Annotated in this window: 22 protein-coding genes and 1 tRNA gene; 18 read left to right on the top strand and 5 right to left on the bottom strand. The window is 70.0% G+C overall.

Annotation, left to right across the window (positions count from 1 at the left end):
* Positions 1–14: 14 nt before the first annotated feature.
* Both AC1ROC_RS02805 and aceE read right to left on the bottom strand, forming a co-directional pair.
* On the bottom strand, positions 15–1,223 hold the full coding sequence (locus tag AC1ROC_RS02805) for a PucR family transcriptional regulator (RefSeq protein ID WP_085370833.1): 1,209 nt from the start codon (positions 1,221–1,223) through the stop codon (positions 15–17).
* A 32-nt stretch (positions 1,224–1,255) separates the two neighbouring features.
* On the bottom strand, positions 1,256–3,982 hold the full coding sequence (gene aceE, locus AC1ROC_RS02800; RefSeq protein WP_085370832.1) for a pyruvate dehydrogenase (acetyl-transferring), homodimeric type: 2,727 nt from the start codon (positions 3,980–3,982) through the stop codon (positions 1,256–1,258).
* Positions 3,983–4,185: 203 nt separating this feature from the next.
* Between aceE and AC1ROC_RS02795 the strand changes: the two genes are divergently transcribed.
* The 7 genes from AC1ROC_RS02795 to AC1ROC_RS02765 all read left to right on the top strand — a co-directional run bounded on the left by AC1ROC_RS02795 (position 4,186) and on the right by AC1ROC_RS02765 (position 8,718).
* A complete protein-coding gene (locus AC1ROC_RS02795; RefSeq protein ID WP_085370831.1) occupies positions 4,186–4,659 on the top strand; it encodes a peroxiredoxin in 474 nt (157 codons plus the stop codon).
* A gap of 14 nt (positions 4,660–4,673) precedes the next feature.
* A tRNA-Val gene (locus AC1ROC_RS02790) sits at positions 4,674–4,746 on the top strand.
* Positions 4,747–4,954: 208 nt separating this feature from the next.
* Positions 4,955–5,737 (top strand): DUF1295 domain-containing protein, encoded by a 783-nt coding sequence (locus AC1ROC_RS02785; RefSeq protein ID WP_492997963.1) that lies wholly within the window; start codon positions 4,955–4,957, stop codon positions 5,735–5,737.
* Positions 5,738–5,782: 45 nt separating this feature from the next.
* Positions 5,783–6,850: a zinc-ribbon domain-containing protein gene (locus tag AC1ROC_RS02780; RefSeq protein WP_492997960.1), complete on the top strand. Its 1,068-nt coding sequence runs from the start codon at positions 5,783–5,785 to the stop codon at positions 6,848–6,850.
* Between the two features lie 132 nt (positions 6,851–6,982).
* Positions 6,983–7,411, top strand: a complete 429-nt coding sequence (locus AC1ROC_RS02775) for a VOC family protein (protein ID WP_492997959.1) — start codon at positions 6,983–6,985, stop codon at positions 7,409–7,411.
* 68 nt (positions 7,412–7,479) lie between these two features.
* Positions 7,480–8,097 carry a universal stress protein gene (locus AC1ROC_RS02770; protein ID WP_492997957.1) on the top strand — a complete coding sequence of 206 codons (618 nt, stop codon included), beginning with the start codon at positions 7,480–7,482 and terminating at the stop codon, positions 8,095–8,097.
* Between the two features lie 66 nt (positions 8,098–8,163).
* On the top strand, positions 8,164–8,718 hold the full coding sequence (locus tag AC1ROC_RS02765; RefSeq protein ID WP_492997954.1) for an isochorismatase family protein: 555 nt from the start codon (positions 8,164–8,166) through the stop codon (positions 8,716–8,718).
* Here AC1ROC_RS02765 and AC1ROC_RS02760 read toward each other — a convergent pair.
* A complete protein-coding gene (locus tag AC1ROC_RS02760) occupies positions 8,708–9,667 on the bottom strand; it encodes a zinc-binding dehydrogenase (protein WP_492997952.1) in 960 nt (319 codons plus the stop codon). The two genes, AC1ROC_RS02765 and AC1ROC_RS02760, sit on opposite strands and share 11 nt — an antisense overlap.
* 73 nt (positions 9,668–9,740) lie before the next feature.
* On the opposite strand from AC1ROC_RS02760, the gene AC1ROC_RS02755 reads away from it, so the two are divergent.
* The 10 genes from AC1ROC_RS02755 (at position 9,741) to AC1ROC_RS02710 (ending at position 15,682) form a co-directional block, all read left to right on the top strand.
* Positions 9,741–10,193, top strand: coding sequence for a MarR family winged helix-turn-helix transcriptional regulator (locus AC1ROC_RS02755; protein WP_168689423.1), 453 nt, complete (start codon positions 9,741–9,743; stop codon positions 10,191–10,193).
* A 47-nt stretch (positions 10,194–10,240) separates the two neighbouring features.
* Positions 10,241–10,492, top strand: coding sequence for a hypothetical protein (locus AC1ROC_RS02750; protein WP_492997949.1), 252 nt, complete (start codon positions 10,241–10,243; stop codon positions 10,490–10,492).
* Positions 10,493–10,517: 25 nt separating this feature from the next.
* On the top strand, positions 10,518–11,525 hold the full coding sequence (locus AC1ROC_RS02745; protein ID WP_492997947.1) for a prenyltransferase/squalene oxidase repeat-containing protein: 1,008 nt from the start codon (positions 10,518–10,520) through the stop codon (positions 11,523–11,525).
* 171 nt (positions 11,526–11,696) lie between these two features.
* Positions 11,697–12,059, top strand: coding sequence for a hypothetical protein (locus tag AC1ROC_RS02740; protein ID WP_492997945.1), 363 nt, complete (start codon positions 11,697–11,699; stop codon positions 12,057–12,059).
* A gap of 32 nt (positions 12,060–12,091) precedes the next feature.
* Positions 12,092–12,337 carry a hypothetical protein gene (locus tag AC1ROC_RS02735; RefSeq protein ID WP_168689427.1) on the top strand — a complete coding sequence of 82 codons (246 nt, stop codon included), beginning with the start codon at positions 12,092–12,094 and terminating at the stop codon, positions 12,335–12,337.
* Positions 12,338–12,342: 5 nt separating this feature from the next.
* Positions 12,343–13,236, top strand: a complete 894-nt coding sequence (locus AC1ROC_RS02730; protein ID WP_492997943.1) for an alpha/beta fold hydrolase — start codon at positions 12,343–12,345, stop codon at positions 13,234–13,236.
* 47 nt (positions 13,237–13,283) lie between these two features.
* Positions 13,284–13,724 (top strand): hypothetical protein, encoded by a 441-nt coding sequence (locus tag AC1ROC_RS02725; protein ID WP_492997940.1) that lies wholly within the window; start codon positions 13,284–13,286, stop codon positions 13,722–13,724.
* Complete coding sequence (locus tag AC1ROC_RS02720; RefSeq protein ID WP_492997937.1) at positions 13,721–14,950, top strand: NRAMP family divalent metal transporter; 1,230 nt, start codon at positions 13,721–13,723, stop codon at positions 14,948–14,950. Before AC1ROC_RS02725 ends, AC1ROC_RS02720 begins: the two co-directional genes overlap by 4 nt.
* On the top strand, positions 14,947–15,348 hold the full coding sequence (locus AC1ROC_RS02715; RefSeq protein WP_492997936.1) for a hypothetical protein: 402 nt from the start codon (positions 14,947–14,949) through the stop codon (positions 15,346–15,348). Before AC1ROC_RS02720 ends, AC1ROC_RS02715 begins: the two co-directional genes overlap by 4 nt.
* Complete coding sequence (locus AC1ROC_RS02710) at positions 15,335–15,682, top strand: PRC-barrel domain-containing protein (RefSeq protein WP_492997935.1); 348 nt, start codon at positions 15,335–15,337, stop codon at positions 15,680–15,682. The genes AC1ROC_RS02715 and AC1ROC_RS02710 overlap by 14 nt, the downstream gene beginning before the upstream one ends.
* A gap of 4 nt (positions 15,683–15,686) precedes the next feature.
* Here AC1ROC_RS02710 and AC1ROC_RS02705 read toward each other — a convergent pair whose 3' ends face one another.
* Positions 15,687–16,493, bottom strand: coding sequence for an SDR family oxidoreductase (locus AC1ROC_RS02705; protein ID WP_492997933.1), 807 nt, complete (start codon positions 16,491–16,493; stop codon positions 15,687–15,689).
* A 5-nt stretch (positions 16,494–16,498) separates the two neighbouring features.
* On the bottom strand, positions 16,499–16,753 hold the full coding sequence (locus tag AC1ROC_RS02700) for a hypothetical protein (RefSeq protein WP_492997932.1): 255 nt from the start codon (positions 16,751–16,753) through the stop codon (positions 16,499–16,501).
* Positions 16,754–16,829: 76 nt separating this feature from the next.
* On the opposite strand from AC1ROC_RS02700, the gene AC1ROC_RS02695 reads away from it, so the two are divergent.
* Complete coding sequence (locus tag AC1ROC_RS02695; RefSeq protein WP_492997931.1) at positions 16,830–17,552, top strand: histidine phosphatase family protein; 723 nt, start codon at positions 16,830–16,832, stop codon at positions 17,550–17,552.

Raw genomic sequence — 17,552 nt, 5'->3', positions numbered from 1 at the left:
ACGAGACAAGCCGGTCAGGCGCGGCGGGGCGCATCCGGTTCGTTGATGGAACCCACGATGAGCGCCGCCTGCAGGATGAGCGCCTCGCGCGCCCCCGTGGCGTCCCAGCCGATGACCTCGGAGACGCGCTTCAACCGGTAGCGGACCGTGTTGGGATGCACGAACAGCTCGCGCGCCGTCGCCTCCAGGGACCGTCCGTTGTCGAGGTAGCACCAGAGGGTGGTCAGCAGCTCGGTCGAGTGCGCCTGCAACGGCCGGTAGATGCGGTTGATCAGTGTCGCTCGCGCGAGCCCGTCGCCCGCGAGGGCACGCTCCGGCAGCAGGTCGTCCGCGTGCACGGGACGCGGGCAGTTGCGCCAGGCGCGAGCTACCGCGAAACCGGCGAGGGCCGCCTTCGCACTCTTCGACGCATCCACCAGGCTCGGGACCTCGTGGCCGAGCACCAGGTGCCCTGCACCGAAGCCGGGCTCCAGCTGCTGCGCGATCTCGAGGAAGCCGACGACCGGGGTGGCCCCGATGGCGTCGTCCGGCGTGGAGGCGCTCGGCCAGGCGCGCCCGATCACGAGCACCAGCCTGCTGCCCTGCACACCGATCAGCACGTCCGCCGACATGTGCCGCGCCGTGCGGCGCAGCTGGTCGACGTCGAGGAGCTTCGGCGCTGTGCCGACGAGCACGCTGACCTCGCCGTGGCCGTGCCAGCCGAGCGCGGCGATCCTGCTGGGCAGCTCGTCGTCGTACTCGCCGGTCAGGATGCTGTCGACCACCAGGGCCTCCAGACGCGCATCCCACAGCCCGCGTGCCTCGGCGGCGCGGGCGTAGACGTCCGCCGCTCCGAACGCGATCTCGCGCGAGTAGAGCAGGATCGCCTCGCGGAGAGCCTCCCCGCCGTTCTTCACGCGGTCTTCGACGACCTCGACCGTCACCTTGATCAGCTGCAGCGTCTGCTGCAGGCTGACGCTCCGGAGCAGCTCACGAGGAGCCGCCCCGAAGACGTCAGCGGCGATCCACGGCGTCGACCGCGGATCGTCGAACCAGGAGATGAACGATGAGATGCCTGCCTGCGCCACGAGGCCCACCGCGGACCGCCTGCCCGGAGGCATGTCGCGGTACCACGGCAGGGTGTCCTCGAGGCGCTTCAGCGTTGCGGTGGCGAGTTCGCCGGAGATCTTGCGCAGCCAGGCCAGCGTGTCGGCCTTCGACCTCTCCGCGGGCTTGCCCGGCACCCGATCCGGCGTCTTCGGCACGGTGCCCGGCGTCAGCTCTCGCCGCCGGCGCTGCCGGTGGTGCCCGCGTTGACGTCGTGCAGCAGGTACTTCTCGATCGCCCACGCCGGAGCGTTCGGGTCGACCTGACCGCGGGCCGCAAGCAGCTCCAGGGTCCGGACGACCATCGACGGGCCGTCGATCTTGAAGAACCGGCGCGCGGCGGGACGGGTGTCGGAGAAGCCGAAACCGTCTGCACCGAGCGTCGCGTACTCGCCGGGGACGAACTGCCTGATCTGGTCGGGGACCGCGTGCATGAAGTCGGTCACGGCGACGAACGGGCCGTCGGCATCCTGCAGCTTGCGGGTGACGTACGGCACCTGCTTCTCCTGCTGCGGGTAGAGGAAGTTGTGCTCCTCCGCTGCCAGGCCGTCGCGGCGCAGCTCCGACCACGAGGTGACGGACCAGACGTCGGCGGACACGCCCCAGTCCTGCGCGAGCAGGTGCTGGGCCTCGAGCGCCCACGGCACGGCGACACCGGATGCGAGCAGCTGCGCCTTGGGGCCGGCCACGTCGGACGCGCGCAGGCGGTGGATGCCCCGCACGATCCCGTCGGCGTCGACGCCCTCCGGCTCCGCCGGCTGCACGATCGGCTCGTTGTACACCGTGAGGTAGTACATGACGTTGGGATCCGGGTGGTTCCCTCCGTACATCCGCTCCAGACCGCTGCGGACGATGTGGCCGATCTCGTAGCCGTACGCCGGATCGTACGAGACGACGGCCGGGTTCGTGTTCGAGAGGACGAGCGAGTGGCCGTCCGCGTGCTGCAGGCCCTCGCCGGTCAGCGTGGTGCGGCCGGCGGTCGCGCCGATCATGAACCCGCGCGCCATCTGGTCGCCCGCCGCCCACATGGCGTCGCCGGTGCGCTGGAAGCCGAACATCGAGTAGAAGACGTACACCGGGATGAGCGGCTCACCCTGCGTGGCGTACGACGTGCCGACGTTGGTGAACGCCGCGAGGGCGCCCGCCTCGTTGATGCCGACGTGGATGATCTGACCCTGCGGGCTCTCCTTGTACGCCAGGAGCAGCTCACGGTCGACCGAGGTGTAGTGCTGGCCGTTCGGGTTGTAGATCTTCGCGTTCGGGAAGAACGCGTCCATGCCGAAGGTGCGTGCCTCGTCCGGGATGATCGGGACGATGCGGTGGCCGAAGTCCTTCGACCGCAGCAGGTCCTTCAGCAGACGGACGAACGCCATGGTGGTGGCGATCTCCTGCGTGCCGGAGCCCTTCTTGGAGATGGCGTACGCCGAGTCGTCCGGGAGGTTCAGCTGCGTGTACTTGCTGCGACGCTCAGGGACGTAGCCGCCGAGCGCGCGGCGGCGGTCGTGCAGGTACTGGATGGCCTCGTCGTCCGCGCCGGGGTTGTAGTACGGCGGGAGGTACGGGTTCTCCTCGAGCTGCGCATCCGTCACCGGGATGCGCATGGCGTCGCGGAACGTCTTCAGGTTGTCGAGCGTCATCTTCTTCATCTGGTGGGTCGCGTTGCGGCCCTCGAAGCTCGGACCGAGGCCGTAGCCCTTGATGGTCTTGGCGATGATGACGGTGGGCTGGCCCTTGTGCTCGGTGGCCGCCTTGAACGCCGCGTAGACCTTGCGGTAGTCGTGGCCGCCGCGCTTGAGGCCCCACACCTGGTCGTCGGTGTAGTCCTTGACGAGCTCCAGCGTGCGCGGGTCGCGGCCGAAGAAGTTCTCGCGCACGTATGCGCCGTTCTCCGTCTTGTACGTCTGGTAGTCGCCATCCGGGGTCTGGTTCATCAGGTTGACCAGCGCGCCGTCGGTGTCGCGGGCGAGCAGGTCGTCCCACTCGCGGCCCCAGATCACCTTGATGACGTTCCAGCCTGCGCCGCGGAAGTAGCTCTCGAGCTCCTGGATGATCTTGCCGTTGCCGCGCACAGGGCCATCGAGGCGCTGCAGGTTGGCGTTGACGACGAAGGTCAGGTTGTCGAGCTTCTCGTTCGCTGCGACCTGCAGCTGGCCGCGGCTCTCGACCTCGTCCATCTCGCCGTCGCCGAGGAACGCCCAGACGTGCTGGTCGCTCGCGTCCTTGATGCCGCGGTTGGTGAGGTACTTGTTGAGCTGCGCCTGGTAGATCGCGTTGATCGGTCCGAGACCCATCGACACGGTCGGGAACTGCCAGAACTCCGGCATGAGGCGCGGGTGCGGGTACGAGGACAGCCCGCCGCCCGCGTGCGACTTCTCCTGGCGGAAGCCGTCGAGCTGGTCGGCGCTGAGGCGGCCTTCGAGGAAGGCACGGGCGTACGGGCCGGGGGAGGCGTGACCCTGGAAGAAGACCTGGTCTCCTCCGCCTGGGTGGTCCTGGCCGCGGAAGAAATGGTTGAAGCCGATCTCGTAGAGCGTCGCGCTGGACGCGTAGCTCGAGAGGTGGCCGCCGACGGCGATGCCGGGGCGCTGTGCGCGGTGCACCATGACGGCCGCGTTCCAGCGGATCCAGGCACGGTACTTGCGCTCGATCTCCTCGTCGCCGGGGAATTCCGGCTCGTTCTCGGGGGAGATGGTGTTGATGTAGTCCGTTGTCGGGACCATCGGAACACCGAGCTGCAGTTCTTTGGAGCGCTTGAGCAGGCTCAGCATGATCTCACGAGCGCGCTCGTGGCCATGGGCCGCAACCAGTGCGTCGAGGGATTCCTGCCATTCGGCGGTCTCCTCCGGGTCCGAATCGATGTGATTCACCGAGTACGGGTCCTGGTCGTTTACAGTCACCCTCGACCTCTTTCTTGTGTCGGATAGATGGTAGACGGAGCTGATCGCTGTCGGGTCACAACAAGGGCGATGGCACCATCTGCCAGCCTAGCCTCACTCCGAGCCTCCCGGTGACCGTGGCATTTGACTCCACGGGCACGAGGTCTAAGCTGTGTCCTCGTGCGTGCGCGGCATTCCGGGCCGCGAGCGTGAAAGGACACACAATGGCTCTGGAGAACGACACCCAGGCACCCGACTTCGAACTCGTCAACCAGTACGGCGAGACGGTCAGACTCAGCGACTTCCGTGGAAAGAAGGCGGTAGCGCTCGTCTTCTTCCCCCTCGCGTTCTCCGGAACGTGCACCGGAGAACTGTGCGCGCTCCGCGACAACCTCAACCTGTTCAAGGACCACGCCGTCGAGCTCATCGGTATCTCCGTCGACTCGAAGTACACGCTGCGCGCGTGGGCGGAGCAGGAGGACTACGACTTCGCGCTGCTGGCCGACTTCTGGCCGCACGGCGAGATCGCCAAGGAGTACGGCGTCTTCCTGCAGGAGAAGGGATTCGCCAACCGGGCGACCTTCGTGATCGACGAATCCGGCATCATCCGCGCCTCGTTCATCACCGCGCCGGGAGAGGCCCGCTCGATCGAGGCGTACCGCGCCGCACTGGAATTGCTGCCCGCCCACGTCGGCTAGGCTGACGCGTTGAAGGGCCTTTAGCTCAGCTGGTAGAGCGCCACGTTTACACCGTGGATGTCGTCGGTTCGATCCCGGCAGGGCCCACCCTCCACTTTTCTCGCACGCCTCTGGCGCAAACCGGCTGATCCCGCGGCGCGAAACGGCTTTTTGCGCGCATTGCACCCGCATACGGTTGCAGGACCGAGGCTTTCTGGCTCCTTCCGAGCGGCTTCGTTCGGTGGTGGTGTGCTGATCGGGTCGGCGCGCCACCACCACCCCTGCCCGCTGCGCGCGCCGCCGCTAGACTCCCGGCATGCCCGACGGCCCATACCGCTGGTTCGTGTACGCCGAGATCGCCCTCGCCGGCGTCACGTTCGTGGCCCTGTGTTTCATCGTCGCCCCGTACGGACGGCACGGCCGCTCCGGATGGGGTCCGACCGTGCCGGCGAGGGTCGGCTGGGTGGTCATGGAGAGCCCCGCGTCGATCGTCTTCCTGCTGTTCTTCCTGCTCGGCGACCACCGTTCCGAGCTGGTGCCGCTGCTGTTCCTCGCGCTCTGGCAGCTGCACTACGTGCAGCGCGCGTTCGTCTACCCGTTCCTGATGCGGACGGGCTCGCGGATGCCGGTGTCCGTGGTGGCGATGGCCATCCTGTTCAACCTGCTCAACGCGTGGGTGAACGCGCGCTGGATCTCGCAGTACGGGGAGTACGCGAACAGCTGGCTGGCCGACCCGCGGTTCTGGATCGGGGTGGCCGTGTTCCTCGCCGGGTTCGCGCTGAACATCGGCTCCGACCGCATCCTGCGCCGGTTGCGGGATGCGCGGGGCCGGGATGCGCGGGACGGCGGGGCCTCGGCCGGCGGCTACCGCATCCCGCACGGCGGCGGGTATCGCTGGGTGTCCAGCCCGAACTACCTGGGCGAGATGGTGGAGTGGACGGGCTGGGCGATCGCGACCTGGTCGCTGGCCGGGCTGGCGTTCGCGCTGTACACGATCGCGAACCTCGCACCGCGGGCGATGGCGAACCACCGCTGGTACCGCGAGACGTTCGCCGACTATCCGCCGGAGCGGAAGGCGATCGTCCCGTACCTGCTCTGACGGTGGTGCCGCGTACGCTGACGGCAGTGGTCGGAGGGAGTTGGCGTGCCGGAGAGCGTCGAGCAGTGGTGGGCGCGCCGCCAGTGGTCGAAGGGCGAGGCGACGCCGTACCCGATCGGTCGCTACCGCACGGACTGGGAGCGGTACCCGATGCTGATCCGGCAGTACCACCCCGACCTCAACCACGGCATCGTGCTCAGCCAGGTGCCGCCCGCCGCCGAGGTCTACCTGCTCTGGGAGTGCGACTCCGGGCACCGCTTCGTCGCGACCCCGGAGGAGCAGCGGTCCCGGCCGGGCGGCACCAGACGGCGCTCGGCGTGGTGCCCGGCCTGCGCCGAGGGAGCGGCCCCGCGCCGCATCCGGCAGCCGCAGCCCGACGACGGGATGCACGCCTGCGGTCACGCGCGCGACCCGCGCAGGATCGAGCACGAGCCGGGCGATGACCGCTGCTTCCTCTGCCGCAGGCTCGACACCGGGCGGCTCACCCGCGAAGAACTGGTCACTCTGGCGGCTCCGGGGTCGCGGGTGGCCGTGTCGGAGGAGAACGGCACGGCGGCGAAGCACTCCTGGCAGTGCGACAATGGGCATCCGGTGTACCAGGCGAGCATCGAGCGCATTCTGGGCGGCCGGCGCTGCCCGGTGTGCCGGCACGCCGCGGCGGGCGCGGATGCCGTGGCCGTCGGCGAGGCGTTCGTGAGCAGGTGGGCGCCGCGCCCAGCCTCCGCCGCCGAGCCGGCGCTCAAGCAGCGCATCGCCGACCGGCTCGACGTGGACCTCGGCAGGAACGCCGTGCGCGTGGCGCGGCCATTCTTCTCGCACCTGGAGGTCTGGCCCGACATCGTGATCCCCGAGCTGCGCGTCGCGATCGAATACGACACCACCGGGCGGCACGGTCTGGAGCACGTCGGTCCGCGGGAGGCGACGGACAGGAAGAAGGACAGGCTGCTGCGGGCGTCCGGCTGGGAGGTCGTGCGCATCCGGTGCGGCAAGCTGCAGCCGATCGGGCCGTACGACCTGATGGCGGGGTCGGTGAACGCCGCGCTGGTCGCGCGCATCCTGGATCGGCTGGGGGAGATCAGGGGCGAGCTGATCGTCGGGGCGTATCTGCGCTGACCGCTGCACACCCGGCCAAATGCCAGTAATTCAGCGGGAAATCTGCACTCATGCAACGTCGGTGGCCGTGGCTACGCTGAACCCGTACCGGCCCTTCGGCGGCCGGACGCACTCGACAGAAAGACAAGGCTCATGGCTTCCACGCTCAACCCATACATCAACTTCCGCACCCAGGCGCGCGAGGCGATGGACTTCTACCAGTCGGTGTTCGGGGGCGAAGTGCAGCGGAGCACGTTCGCCGAGTTCCAGGTCAGCACAGACCCGGACGAGAAAGACCTCATCATGCACTCCCAGCTGACCACCCCGTCGGGTTTCACGCTGATGGTGGCCGACGTGCCGAAGCACATGGACCTCGCGGAAGGCTCCAATATCTCGGTCTCGCTGAGCGGCGGCGACGAAGCCGAGCTCTCCGGATACTTCGCCAAGCTCATCGAGGGCGGCACGGTCATCGAGCCCCTCTCGAAGGCGCCGTGGGGAGACAGCTTCGGGATGGCGGTCGACAAGTTCGGCGTGTCCTGGCTGGTGAACATCGCAGGGTCAGCGCCCGCTCAGCAGGGCTGACCGGCGCATCCGGGGTCGCCCCGCCGCCGCACGGTTGCCCCGTCGCGGCGGCGAGGCGACAATGAGGCATGAGCGTGTCGACGATGACCGGCCCGATCGTCGCCGGGGTGTACCCGGGACAGCCGGTCGCGGTCGTGCAGGAGGCCGCGCTGGCCGCGCGCCTCGACCGGGCTCTGCTCTGCGGCTACGTGACGCCGGACAGCTACCTGACCGAGTGGGAGCGCGCCGACCTGCGCAGGGAGGCGTCGCTGCATCCCGAGGGTGTCGGACCGGACGACGAGCGGCTGGCCATCGACCTGGCGGCGGCGATCACGGATGCGCTGGCGGACACCCGGGTGGATGCCGCGGAGGCGGACGGTGATGCGGAGGCGGAGGCGTCCAGGGCCGGAGAGCCGGGTGGCTGGGCGGCGGGTGCAGGACCGTCGGGCGGCGGGATGGGGCGCGGCCTCAGCAACGGGTGGGTGCTGCGCATCCTGGCCGGGGACCCATCGCGGGCGCTCGCGCGGGTGGCCGAGGAGGTGGATGCTCCGCTGATCGTGGTCGGAACGCACCAGTCGGGATTCGGGCACGCGGTGGAGGAGTGGCTGTCCGGGTCGGTGGCGGTGCAGCTGACGCGGGCGCAGCATCGGTCGGTGGTGGTCGTGCCGATCGGGCACGCGAGCAGACGGACGCGGACGCTGGGCTAGCGCTGTCGGTAGCTGGGCGTAGCGTCTGGCACGAAGGCCGACGGCGGATTCGGGGAAGGGGCGGCAATGTCGACACTCGAGGGACGGGATGCGTCCGCACTGCTGGTGATCGACGTGCAGAACGGCGTCATCGGCGGGGCATACCGGAGGGACGAGGTGGTCGGCACGATCCGGTCGCTCGTCGACAGGGCGCGTGCCGAAGGGGTGCCGGTGGTGTGGATCCAGCACTCCGACGAGAACATCGAAGAGGGCACCGACGCCTGGCAATACGTCCCGGAGCTGGTGCGTGCCGAGAGCGAGCCGCTCGTGCCGAAGCACTACGCCGACGCGTTCGAGGAGACCGCGCTCGAACAGGTGCTCGCGGATGCGGGCGTCGACCGCATCGTCGTGACGGGCTCGCAGACGGACGAGTGCATCCGGTCGACCATCCACGGCGGCCTCACCCGCGGCTACGACGTGACGCTGGTCGGCGACGCGCACACCACGGAAGACCTCAGCGAGTGGGGCGCGCCGACGCCCGACCTGGTGGTGGCGCACACGAACCTGTACTGGGGCAACCACCGGGCGCCGGGGCGCGAGGCTGCGGTCGTGGATGCGGCGGACGTGCGGTTCACGGGGTGAGCACGATGCGCCTCGTCGTGGTCGCGGCGTCCGACCAGGCGGACGTGACCTCGGAGAGCGGCACGGCGACCGCATCCAGGTCGAACGCACCGGCAGTGATGAGGGATGCAAGCTCGGGGAGCGACGCGAGGATGTCGCGGGGCGGGACGGAGCCTTGGCCGCTGCCGATGATCCGCAGGTTCGCGGCGCGCAGGGCGGCGGACGGGATCGGGGCTGTGCTGCCCGCGACCGAGCCGATCTGGATCCAGGCGATTGCGCGACCTCTGTCCGGCCGGGCGGTGATCAGGCCCGTGAGCGCAGCGGCGGCGAGCTCTCCCCAGAGGTAGTCGAGGACCACGTCGACCTCGGCGGCCGACCGTCCGATGGTCTCGGCGATTCCGGCGGGGTCGCCGTCGAGCGACACGACGTCGGTGGCACCGAGGGCGGGGAGTGCCGCAAGTTTCGCGGCGTCGCGTCCGGCCGCGACGATCCGGGATGCGCCCAGGCGCTTCGCGAGCTGCACGGCCAGTCCGCCCGCGCTTCCGGTGGCGCCGAGCACCAGGACGCTCTGGCCTGGCTCGAACCGCATCCGGCTGCGGAGGGCGAGCCACGACGACATCGCGGGGTTCATGGCGGCGGCGACGGCGATCGGGTCGGCATCCGGGGCGAGGACGATGCTGCGGCGGCGATCGATCACGGTGCGTTCGGCCATCGAGCCGGCGGTGGTGTCTGCCAGGACGAAGTAGTGGAGCGCTCCGGACGCGTCGCGGCCCACTCCGTCGATGCCGGGGATCAGCGGGAGCTCGTCGGTGCTGGTGTAGTGGCTGCCGTCCGCCTGCGACCGCACGCGGGGGTGGAGCCCGGCGGCGATGACGTCGACGACCAGGTCGTCGGGAGAGGACGCCGAGGGATCGGGGACGTCGGCGTAGCTGGGTGGCGCGTCGAACGATGAGACGAGTGCTGCTTTCATGGGGACCTCCGTCGTATAGTTGGTAACACGAAGTATTATTAGTTCGTATTACCACCTATGTCAAGGAGGCGCGATGACGGCGACGGATCGGGAGAGCGGTGGCGGCGTTGGCGACCAGGATGCGCTGGTCGACGCCCTCGTGCAGTTCTCCTACCGGACGATGGGGGTGCTCAGCAGGCTCGCTGCCGAGAACGACCTGTCGCTGACGCAGTTGCGGGTGCTCGGCATCCTGCGCGACCGCCGGCTGCGCATCACCGCCATCGCCGACTATCTGGGCCTGGAGAAGTCCACGCTGTCCGGACTGGTCGACCGCGCGGAGAAGCGCGGCCTGGTCGAACGCGCCCCGTCCGCCACCGACCGGCGCGCCGTGGACGTGCTCCTCACGGCCAGCGGGCACGACCTGTCCTCCCGCCTCACGGCCGAGCTCAGGACCGAGCTGACGCCGTACACCTCGACGCTCGCGGCCGACGAGCAGCAGCAGGTGCGTTCGCTGCTCGAACGGATGCTCGGCGGGGACGCGCTCTGACCATCCCGCCCCTCCCGCCGCTCGGGCGACGGTGGCAGACTGCGGGCATGGGTATCGAGGAGTGGTGGGGGAGACTGGGCCCCTCCGAGCAGCAGTGGCTCATCGACAACAACGGCGACGCGCTCCCGGATGCGCTGGTCGCGTCGATCCTGGAAGCGGGCGGCGTGGTGCAGGTGGTCGGGGCCGAGGATGTGGCCGAGGACGTTCCTCCGGGCAGTTACCTCGCCGACGACGACGTGGACTGGATCGAGGAGACGGCGAACGAGGACGACGGCGCCGACCTCGACGAAGAAGAGTGACCGCCGCAGGTGTACCTTGCTGGGCATGAGCACGGACACCGCTGTTCTCGACTGGATGCTCGACTCCGATCCTGCGTTGCGCTGGCGGGTGGAGCGCGATCTGCTCGGCGCCCCGCCGGAGGTGTGGGCCGCCACGCGGGCCAGGGTCGCCACCGAGGGGTTCGGCGCGCGGCTGCTGGCCGAGCAGGACGCCGACGGGCAGTGGGCCGGAGGCGCGTACTTCCCCGGGGACGCCGTGTTCGACCATCCCGATGAGCGTGACGAGGGCGGCCAGCCGTACACCGCCACCACTTGGAGTCTGAACGCGCTGCGCGAGTGGGGTGTCGACGCAGACGCGCTTGCGGGCACCGCCGAGCTGCTGGCCGCGAACAGCCGGTGGGAGTACGAGGACCTGCCCTATTGGGGAGGCGAGGTCGACTGCTGCATCAACGCGTTCACCCTCGCCAACGGAGCCTGGCTGGGCGCCGATGTCTCGGGGATCGCGCCGTGGTTCCTCGAGCACCGGATGGCCGACGGCGGGTGGAACTGCGACTGGGTGGAAGGCTCGACGCGGTCCTCGTTCCACTCGACCCTCAACTCGCTCGACGGGCTCCTCTATTACGAAGGCGCGACGGGAGGCAGCGACGCACTCCGCGAGGCCAGGCACGCCGGAGAGGAGTACCTGCTCGAACGCCGTCTGCTGCGGAAGCAGTCGACGGGCGAGCTGGTCGCTCCGTGGGTGGCCAGGTTCGCGTATCCGTTCCGCTGGAAGTACAGCGCCCTGCACGCCGCGGACTACTTCCGCGCCGCCACCCTGCACGACGACACCCCGCCCGACCCGCGGCTGGCCGAGGCCGTGGAGCTGATCCGCGCATCCCGCACCCCGGAGGGGACCTGGCTGCAGGGGTACCGGCACCCTGGCAGGGTGTGGTTCGAGATCGACGCGGCTCCGGGCGAACCGTCGAAATGGCTGACGTTCCACGCGACGCGCGTGCTGGACTGGTGGGACGGGGCCGCACAAGGCACCCGCGGATCGGCCTCGCCAGGGGATTGACGGCGCGTCGTCCTGGGGGCACGGTGATCGGCGAGCCGGATGGCGGGTCGATCCGACGACAGGGGCGGCCGACGATACCGCACCCCCGGCTCCGGCGGCGACCGTGCCCCGACCGCACGGTCGCCGTTGCACCGCACGTCGGCGGCCGGGCGAGAGACGAGGGAGAACGCAGTGACGATTCAGCTCAACGAGAAGGCGCTCACGCACGCGCGCGGCTTGCTGCGCCGCGGCGAACTGGTGGCCGACGAGCGGGACGACTGGAGCGAGCACGCCCCGTCGGCCGACGAGGAGAACGCGTTCATCGAGAAGCACGGGATCGCCGAGTACGCCCAGTGGCATCTGGGCGAGGACCCTTCCAAGAACGAGGGCACGAAAGGCAGGTACTCGTTCCCGTACGGCGACTTCAAGAAACTGCACCGCTGCGCCGTCATCTCCGGCGAGAGCAGGGCAGGGCAGTACGACCACGCCAGCATCGAGAAGGCGTTGAAGGAATTGCTCGGCGGCATCGACCGCAAAGAGTCCGCAGGCAAGTAGTGAGCAGGATCGACAGGCGAAGGAGCACGATCATGAGTGACGCACGCGAGACAGCACCGGAGAGCCCGTCGGGGGAGCCCCTCGACACGGCACCCACCGACACCGGAGACACCACCGGCACCGGAGAGACCGAGGACGCCGACGAACTTCTCGACCCGCGGGAGCCGTACGACGCGGACGGCGTGTTCGAACCGCGCAGGGACGGCGCGGGGGCGGACGACCTCGACGCGGGCACCGACGACATCGCCGCCGAGCCACTCGACGACGACCAGCTCTGAGCCGGATGTTCGCGGGTTTCGAGGTCGACGACATCCCGGTCGACCCCGACGGCGTCGATGACGGCCCCACCGTCGTGCACGTACGCCACGCGGGCACCGGCCCGCCAGTGCTGCTCCTGCACGGCCACCCGCGCACCGGCTCGACCTGGTATCGGGTGGCGCCCCGCCTGGTGGAGGCCGGCTTCACCGTGGTGGTCCCCGATCTGCCGGGCTACGGCGCATCCACGGCCCCCGACCCTCAGCCCGACCACGCCCCGCACGCGAAGCGGGCGACGGCCGAGCGCCTGCTGGCGGCGATGGATGCGCTCGCGCACGAACGCTTCGCGGTGGTCGGTCACGACCGGGGCAGCTACGTGGCGTTCCGGATGGCGATGGACCACCCGGAGCGAGTCACCAGGGTGGCGCTGCTGGACTGCATCCCGATCGTGGAGCATCTGGAGCGGATCACCCCGGAGTTCGCGACCGCCTGGTGGCACTGGTTCTTCTTCGCGCAGCCCGGCACGCCGGAGCGGGTGATCCTGGCCGATCCTGACCGCTGGTACCACGGCGATCCGGAGGCGATGGGTGCGGAGAACCACGCTGAGTGGCGGGAAGCAGTGCGTCGGCCGAGCGTGGTGCGCGCGATGCTGGAGGACTACCGCGCTGGCCTCACCGTCGACCGCGCCGACGAGACGGCCGACCGAGCGGCGGGAAAGAAGATCGAGCAGCCGCTGCTCGCGCTGTGGTCGGGGCGCGACGACCTGGAGCAACTGTTCGGAGACCCGCTCGCGATCTGGCGCGACTGGGCGACCGACGTGCGCGGCTGGGCGATCGACTCCGGTCACCATGTCGCCGAGGAGCGTCCGGTCGAGCTGAGCGCGGCGCTGGCCGGCTTCCTGTCCGACCGTCCGGGCGTTTAGCACTCAGCCCCTACCCAGGGAACGCGCAGGGGGATACAGTGCGGGTCGTGAAAAGCGCGCGACTCCCTGCAGGCATCGCCGTCGCACTCGTGGCCATCGCCGGCTTCACGGGATGCGCGAGCACCACGTCGTCGTTGCGGCAGGCGGCCTCCGACGCGCGCTCGGCGGCCGAGACGGCGCAGCTGACGATGATCCAGCAGCGCGACGACAGCACCTTCCTGACCACCACGCAGACGGCGCTCGGCGACGCGATCACCGAGCTCGGCGCTGCCGAGCAGGCGGTGACGGAGCTGCAGGCGGCGACACCCGCTGGGACCGCGCAGCAGAAGAGCACGTTGCGCGCGATCCGGGATGCGACAGACGCCGTGCTCGCCGCACAGCGCTCGGTCGCGGCCGACGCCGGCCGTGCTGTGCCGGCCCTGCGCAGCACGGCCGCCACGCTGACGAAGCTCGCCGACAGCCTCGAACGGGCGGAGAAGCAGCAGTGAAGCGCCTGCTCGGGGTGATGCTCGGTGTCCTCACCGCCATCGGCGGCTTCCTCGACATCGGGGACCTCGTCACCAACGCCGTCGTCGGATCCCGGTTCGGGATGTCTCTGGCCTGGGTGGTGGTCGTCGGCGTGGTCGGGATCTGCCTGTTCGCGCAGATGTCCGGGCGGGTCGCCGCGGTCAGCGGGCGGGCGACGTTCGAGATCATCCGGGAGCGGCTGGGGCCGCGCACGGGACTCGCGAACCTGACGGCGTCGTTCCTCATCAACCTGCTGACCCTCACCGCCGAGGTCGGCGGCATCGCCCTGTCGCTTCAGCTGGCGAGCAGCATCGAGCCGACCCTGTGGATCCCGGTGGCGGCGTTCGCGGTCTGGCTGGTGGTCTGGCGCGCGAAGTTCTCCCTGCTCGAGAACGTCACGGGCCTCCTCGGGCTGACGCTGATCGTGTTCGCCGTCGCCGTGTTCCTGCTGCACCCGAACTGGGCCGTGCTCGCCGGGCAGGCCATCGCGCCGCACGTCCCGGCCAGCGAGCACGGCGCCACCTATTGGTATTACGCCATCGCCCTGTTCGGCGCGGCGATGACGCCGTACGAGGTGTTCTTCTTCTCCTCCGGCGCAGTGGAGGAGAAGTGGAAGAAGAAGGACATCGCGCAGTCGCGCATCAACGTGCTCGTCGGCTTCCCGCTCGGCGGTGTGCTGTCGCTCGCGATCGCCGCCTGCGCCGCGATCGTGCTGCTGCCGCGCGGGATCGAGGTGACCTCGCTCGCACAGGTGGCGCTTCCGGTGGCGGAGGCGGGAGGCAAGCTCGCTCTGGCGTTCGTCATCGTCGGCATGGTCGCGGCGACGTTCGGCGCTGCGCTGGAGACGACGCTCTCCAGCGGCTACACGCTGGCGCAGTTCTTCGGCTGGTCGTGGGGCAAGTTCCGGCGGCCTGCACAGGCGGCGCGGTTCCATATCACGATGATCGTGGCGCTGCTGGTCGGGATCGCGGTGCTCGCCACCGGCGTCGACCCGGTGGCGGTCACGGAGTTCTCCGTGGTGTTCTCCGCCATCGCCCTGCCGCTGACCTACCTGCCGATCCTGGTCGTGGCCAATGACAAGCAATACATGGGCGAGTCGGTGAACGGGAAGGTGACCAATGCGTTCGCGCTGGTGTACCTCGTGATCATCCTGATTGCATCCATCGCCGCCATCCCCCTGATGATCGTGACGGGAATGGGCGCATGACCGACGAACTCGAACCGGCCGTCTCGTACGCGGGACAGGTGCTGGATGCGGAACTCCACCTCCTCGACCGGCAGATCCTCGACAGGGACGACGTGCCGGTGGTGACGGTCGACGACCTGGAACTCACCGACATCCCGTACGACCAGCCGATCGACCCTGGCACCCCGCCGCCGGTGATCACCGCGCTGGTCAGCGGGTCGGCGCTGTGGACCAGGATGTTCGGCGGGCGGCCTCCGCGCTCCCGGCTGCACCGCATCCCGTGGTCGGACGTGGCCAGGGTGGCCATCGTGGTGTCGCTCGGGGTGCCGGGCGAGCAGCTCGACGTGACGTGGGTGGAACGCTGGGCGCGCGATCACATCGTCGCCCGCATCCCGGGAGGACGCCATGATCCTGAGTGACCTGATGCAGACGCCCGTGTTCGACGCGGACGGGCAGCGGCTCGGCCGGGTGATCGACGCGCGGTTCGTGGTGGACGGGACGCCGCGGCAGCTGTTGTCGGACGCGCGGCTCGACGGGTTCATCGTGAGCGCGCACTCCGGTTCGTCGTTCCTCGGCTACGAGCGCACCGATGAACCCTCGCCGTGGCTGATCGCGCACTTCCTGGCCTGGCGGCACCGCGGGGCGTTCCTCGTGCGCTGGGAGGACGTCGAGCGGCTGTCGCCGACCGCGATCAGGTTGCGGCCGGGCTACCGGCGCTACGCGCCCGGACTGGCGAGCACGCCGGCGGGGTGATCGGTCACGCCCTCCGCCACTCGTCGCCGGTGAGGTGCGAGCCGGCCTGCGGACCCATTTGCAGCATCCCGCCGTCGACGGTCCAGGATGCGCCGGTGACGTACGACGCCTGCAGGGAGGCGAGGAACGCGATCACGGCGGCGACCTCGCGGGCGTCGCCGGGGCGGCCGAGGGGGATGCCCGGCCGGTGCACCCGGCGTGGATCCTCGTCGTCCGCGTCGTTCATCGGGGTGGAGATCTCGCCGGGCGCGACGGAGTTGCAGGTGATGCCGTATTCGCCGAGTTCGAGGGCGAGCGTCTTGATCAGCCCGCCGAGGCCGTGTTTGGCGGCATCGTATGCGGCGGACCCGACCCGCGGCTGGTGCTCGTGCACGCTCGTGACGGCGATGATGCGTCCGCCGCGTCCCGCATCCACCATCCGCCTGGCGACGCGCTGGATGCACACGAACGGCCCGTCGAGGTCGGCGGCGACGGTCGTGCGCCAGGTGTCCCAGTCGGTGTCGAAGAACGCGGGGCCGCCGTTGACGCCCGCGTTGTTGACGAACACGTCGCAGCCGCCGAGCCGGTCGGCGAGCGCGTCGACCACGTCGCCGCAGGCGGGGGCGTCCGTGGTGTCCAGTCTGGTCGTGAACGCCTGGCGGCCGGCGTCCCGCACGAGCCGGGCGGTCTCCTCGGCGCCGTCCTCGTCGGAGTGCCAGGTGATGCCGATGTCGAGCCCGGCTTCGGCGAGCGCGACGGCCGTCGCCTTGCCAATCCCCGAATCCGAGCCGGTGACGATCGCGGTGCGCGGGGTGAAGTCCTGGTCGGCCATGCTCGTTACGGTTTCCCTTCCTCGCTGTACGGCGTCTCGCCCTCGTCGCCGTCACCCGGGTCGTCGGCCTCCCGTTCGGCGTCGCCGTCGCGCCGGGTGCCGAGGTCGTCGTCCGGGTCGGCGAGCGCGCCGATCACGTCTCCGATGACGTTCTTGTCCGGGGTGGGGTCGACGGCGCCTCCGTCGACTCCGTCGAGGCCGTCGGCCAGTCCGTTGGTCTGGTCGAAGCCGGTTTCTCTGTCGTCTCGTCGGTCTGTCATGACGGTCATCGAACACCGAATCCGCTGTTCGGCAAGCCCCCGCCGTCCGGTCCGGGTGCGGCGTACACTCCGCGCCATGACTGCCGGAAAGCTGATCTTCATCCGTCACGGCGAGAGCACAGCGAACGTGGCGGCCACCGCCGCAGAGCTGGCCGGCGCGGAGACCATTGCCGTGGAGGCGCGCGACCCCGACGTTCCGCTGACCCAGCTCGGCGAGCAGCAGGCCACCGCCGTCGGGCCGCGGCTGGCCGACGCGCTGGACGGACATCCGGAGCGCGCGCTGTTCTGGAGCTCTCCGTACCGGCGCGCCGTGCGCACGGCCGAGCTCGCACTGGGCGGCGGCCTGCCGTTCACCATCGACGAGCGTCTGCGCGACCGCGAACTGGGCATCCTGGATGCGCTGACCACCCGGGGCGTCGACGCGCGGCTCCCGATGGAGGCGGCCAGGCGGCGCTGGCTGGGGAAGCTCTACTACCGCCCGCCGGGCGGCGAGGCGTGGACGGACGTGGCCCTCCGGCTCCGCTCGTTCCTCCGCGACCTGGACACGGCCGACGGACGGCCGGTCGTGCTGTTCACGCACGACGCGGTGGTGAGTGTGTTCCTGTACGTGCTGTGCGGGTGGACGGAGCCGCAGCTGGACGACTTCCTGGTCTCCCGCATCGTCGGCAACGCCTCCCTGACTACGCTGGAACGCGACGGCGCCGGCTGGCGGCTGGACGCGTTCGCCGACGACGCGCACCTCCACGACGCCGGGCTTCCGGCGACGGCGCACCCGGGAGCGGCCCGTGTCGACGACTGA

This window comes from Leifsonia sp. GW821-FHT13C05, assembly GCF_058806515.1.
The sequence above is the reverse complement of the archived record's forward strand: the minus strand, read 5'-3'. Positions and strand labels throughout refer to the sequence as shown.

Coding starts and splice junctions, on each gene's coding strand:
- AC1ROC_RS02750 (WP_492997949.1), top strand. CDS start 10,241: ATGGGTATCGAGGAGTGGTGGGGGAGACTGGGCCCCTCCGAGCAGCAG.
- AC1ROC_RS02775 (WP_492997959.1), top strand. CDS start 6,983: ATGGCTTCCACGCTCAACCCATACATCAACTTCCGCACCCAGGCGCGC.
- AC1ROC_RS02760 (WP_492997952.1), bottom strand. CDS start 9,667: ATGAAAGCAGCACTCGTCTCATCGTTCGACGCGCCACCCAGCTACGCC.
- AC1ROC_RS02735 (WP_168689427.1), top strand. CDS start 12,092: ATGAGTGACGCACGCGAGACAGCACCGGAGAGCCCGTCGGGGGAGCCC.
- AC1ROC_RS02765 (WP_492997954.1), top strand. CDS start 8,164: ATGTCGACACTCGAGGGACGGGATGCGTCCGCACTGCTGGTGATCGAC.
- AC1ROC_RS02705 (WP_492997933.1), bottom strand. CDS start 16,493: ATGGCCGACCAGGACTTCACCCCGCGCACCGCGATCGTCACCGGCTCG.
- AC1ROC_RS02730 (WP_492997943.1), top strand. CDS start 12,343: ATGTTCGCGGGTTTCGAGGTCGACGACATCCCGGTCGACCCCGACGGC.
- AC1ROC_RS02700 (WP_492997932.1), bottom strand. CDS start 16,753: ATGACAGACCGACGAGACGACAGAGAAACCGGCTTCGACCAGACCAAC.
- AC1ROC_RS02755 (WP_168689423.1), top strand. CDS start 9,741: ATGACGGCGACGGATCGGGAGAGCGGTGGCGGCGTTGGCGACCAGGAT.
- AC1ROC_RS02770 (WP_492997957.1), top strand. CDS start 7,480: ATGAGCGTGTCGACGATGACCGGCCCGATCGTCGCCGGGGTGTACCCG.
- AC1ROC_RS02785 (WP_492997963.1), top strand. CDS start 4,955: ATGCCCGACGGCCCATACCGCTGGTTCGTGTACGCCGAGATCGCCCTC.
- AC1ROC_RS02695 (WP_492997931.1), top strand. CDS start 16,830: ATGACTGCCGGAAAGCTGATCTTCATCCGTCACGGCGAGAGCACAGCG.
- AC1ROC_RS02745 (WP_492997947.1), top strand. CDS start 10,518: ATGAGCACGGACACCGCTGTTCTCGACTGGATGCTCGACTCCGATCCT.
- AC1ROC_RS02710 (WP_492997935.1), top strand. CDS start 15,335: ATGATCCTGAGTGACCTGATGCAGACGCCCGTGTTCGACGCGGACGGG.
- AC1ROC_RS02795 (WP_085370831.1), top strand. CDS start 4,186: ATGGCTCTGGAGAACGACACCCAGGCACCCGACTTCGAACTCGTCAAC.
- AC1ROC_RS02715 (WP_492997936.1), top strand. CDS start 14,947: ATGACCGACGAACTCGAACCGGCCGTCTCGTACGCGGGACAGGTGCTG.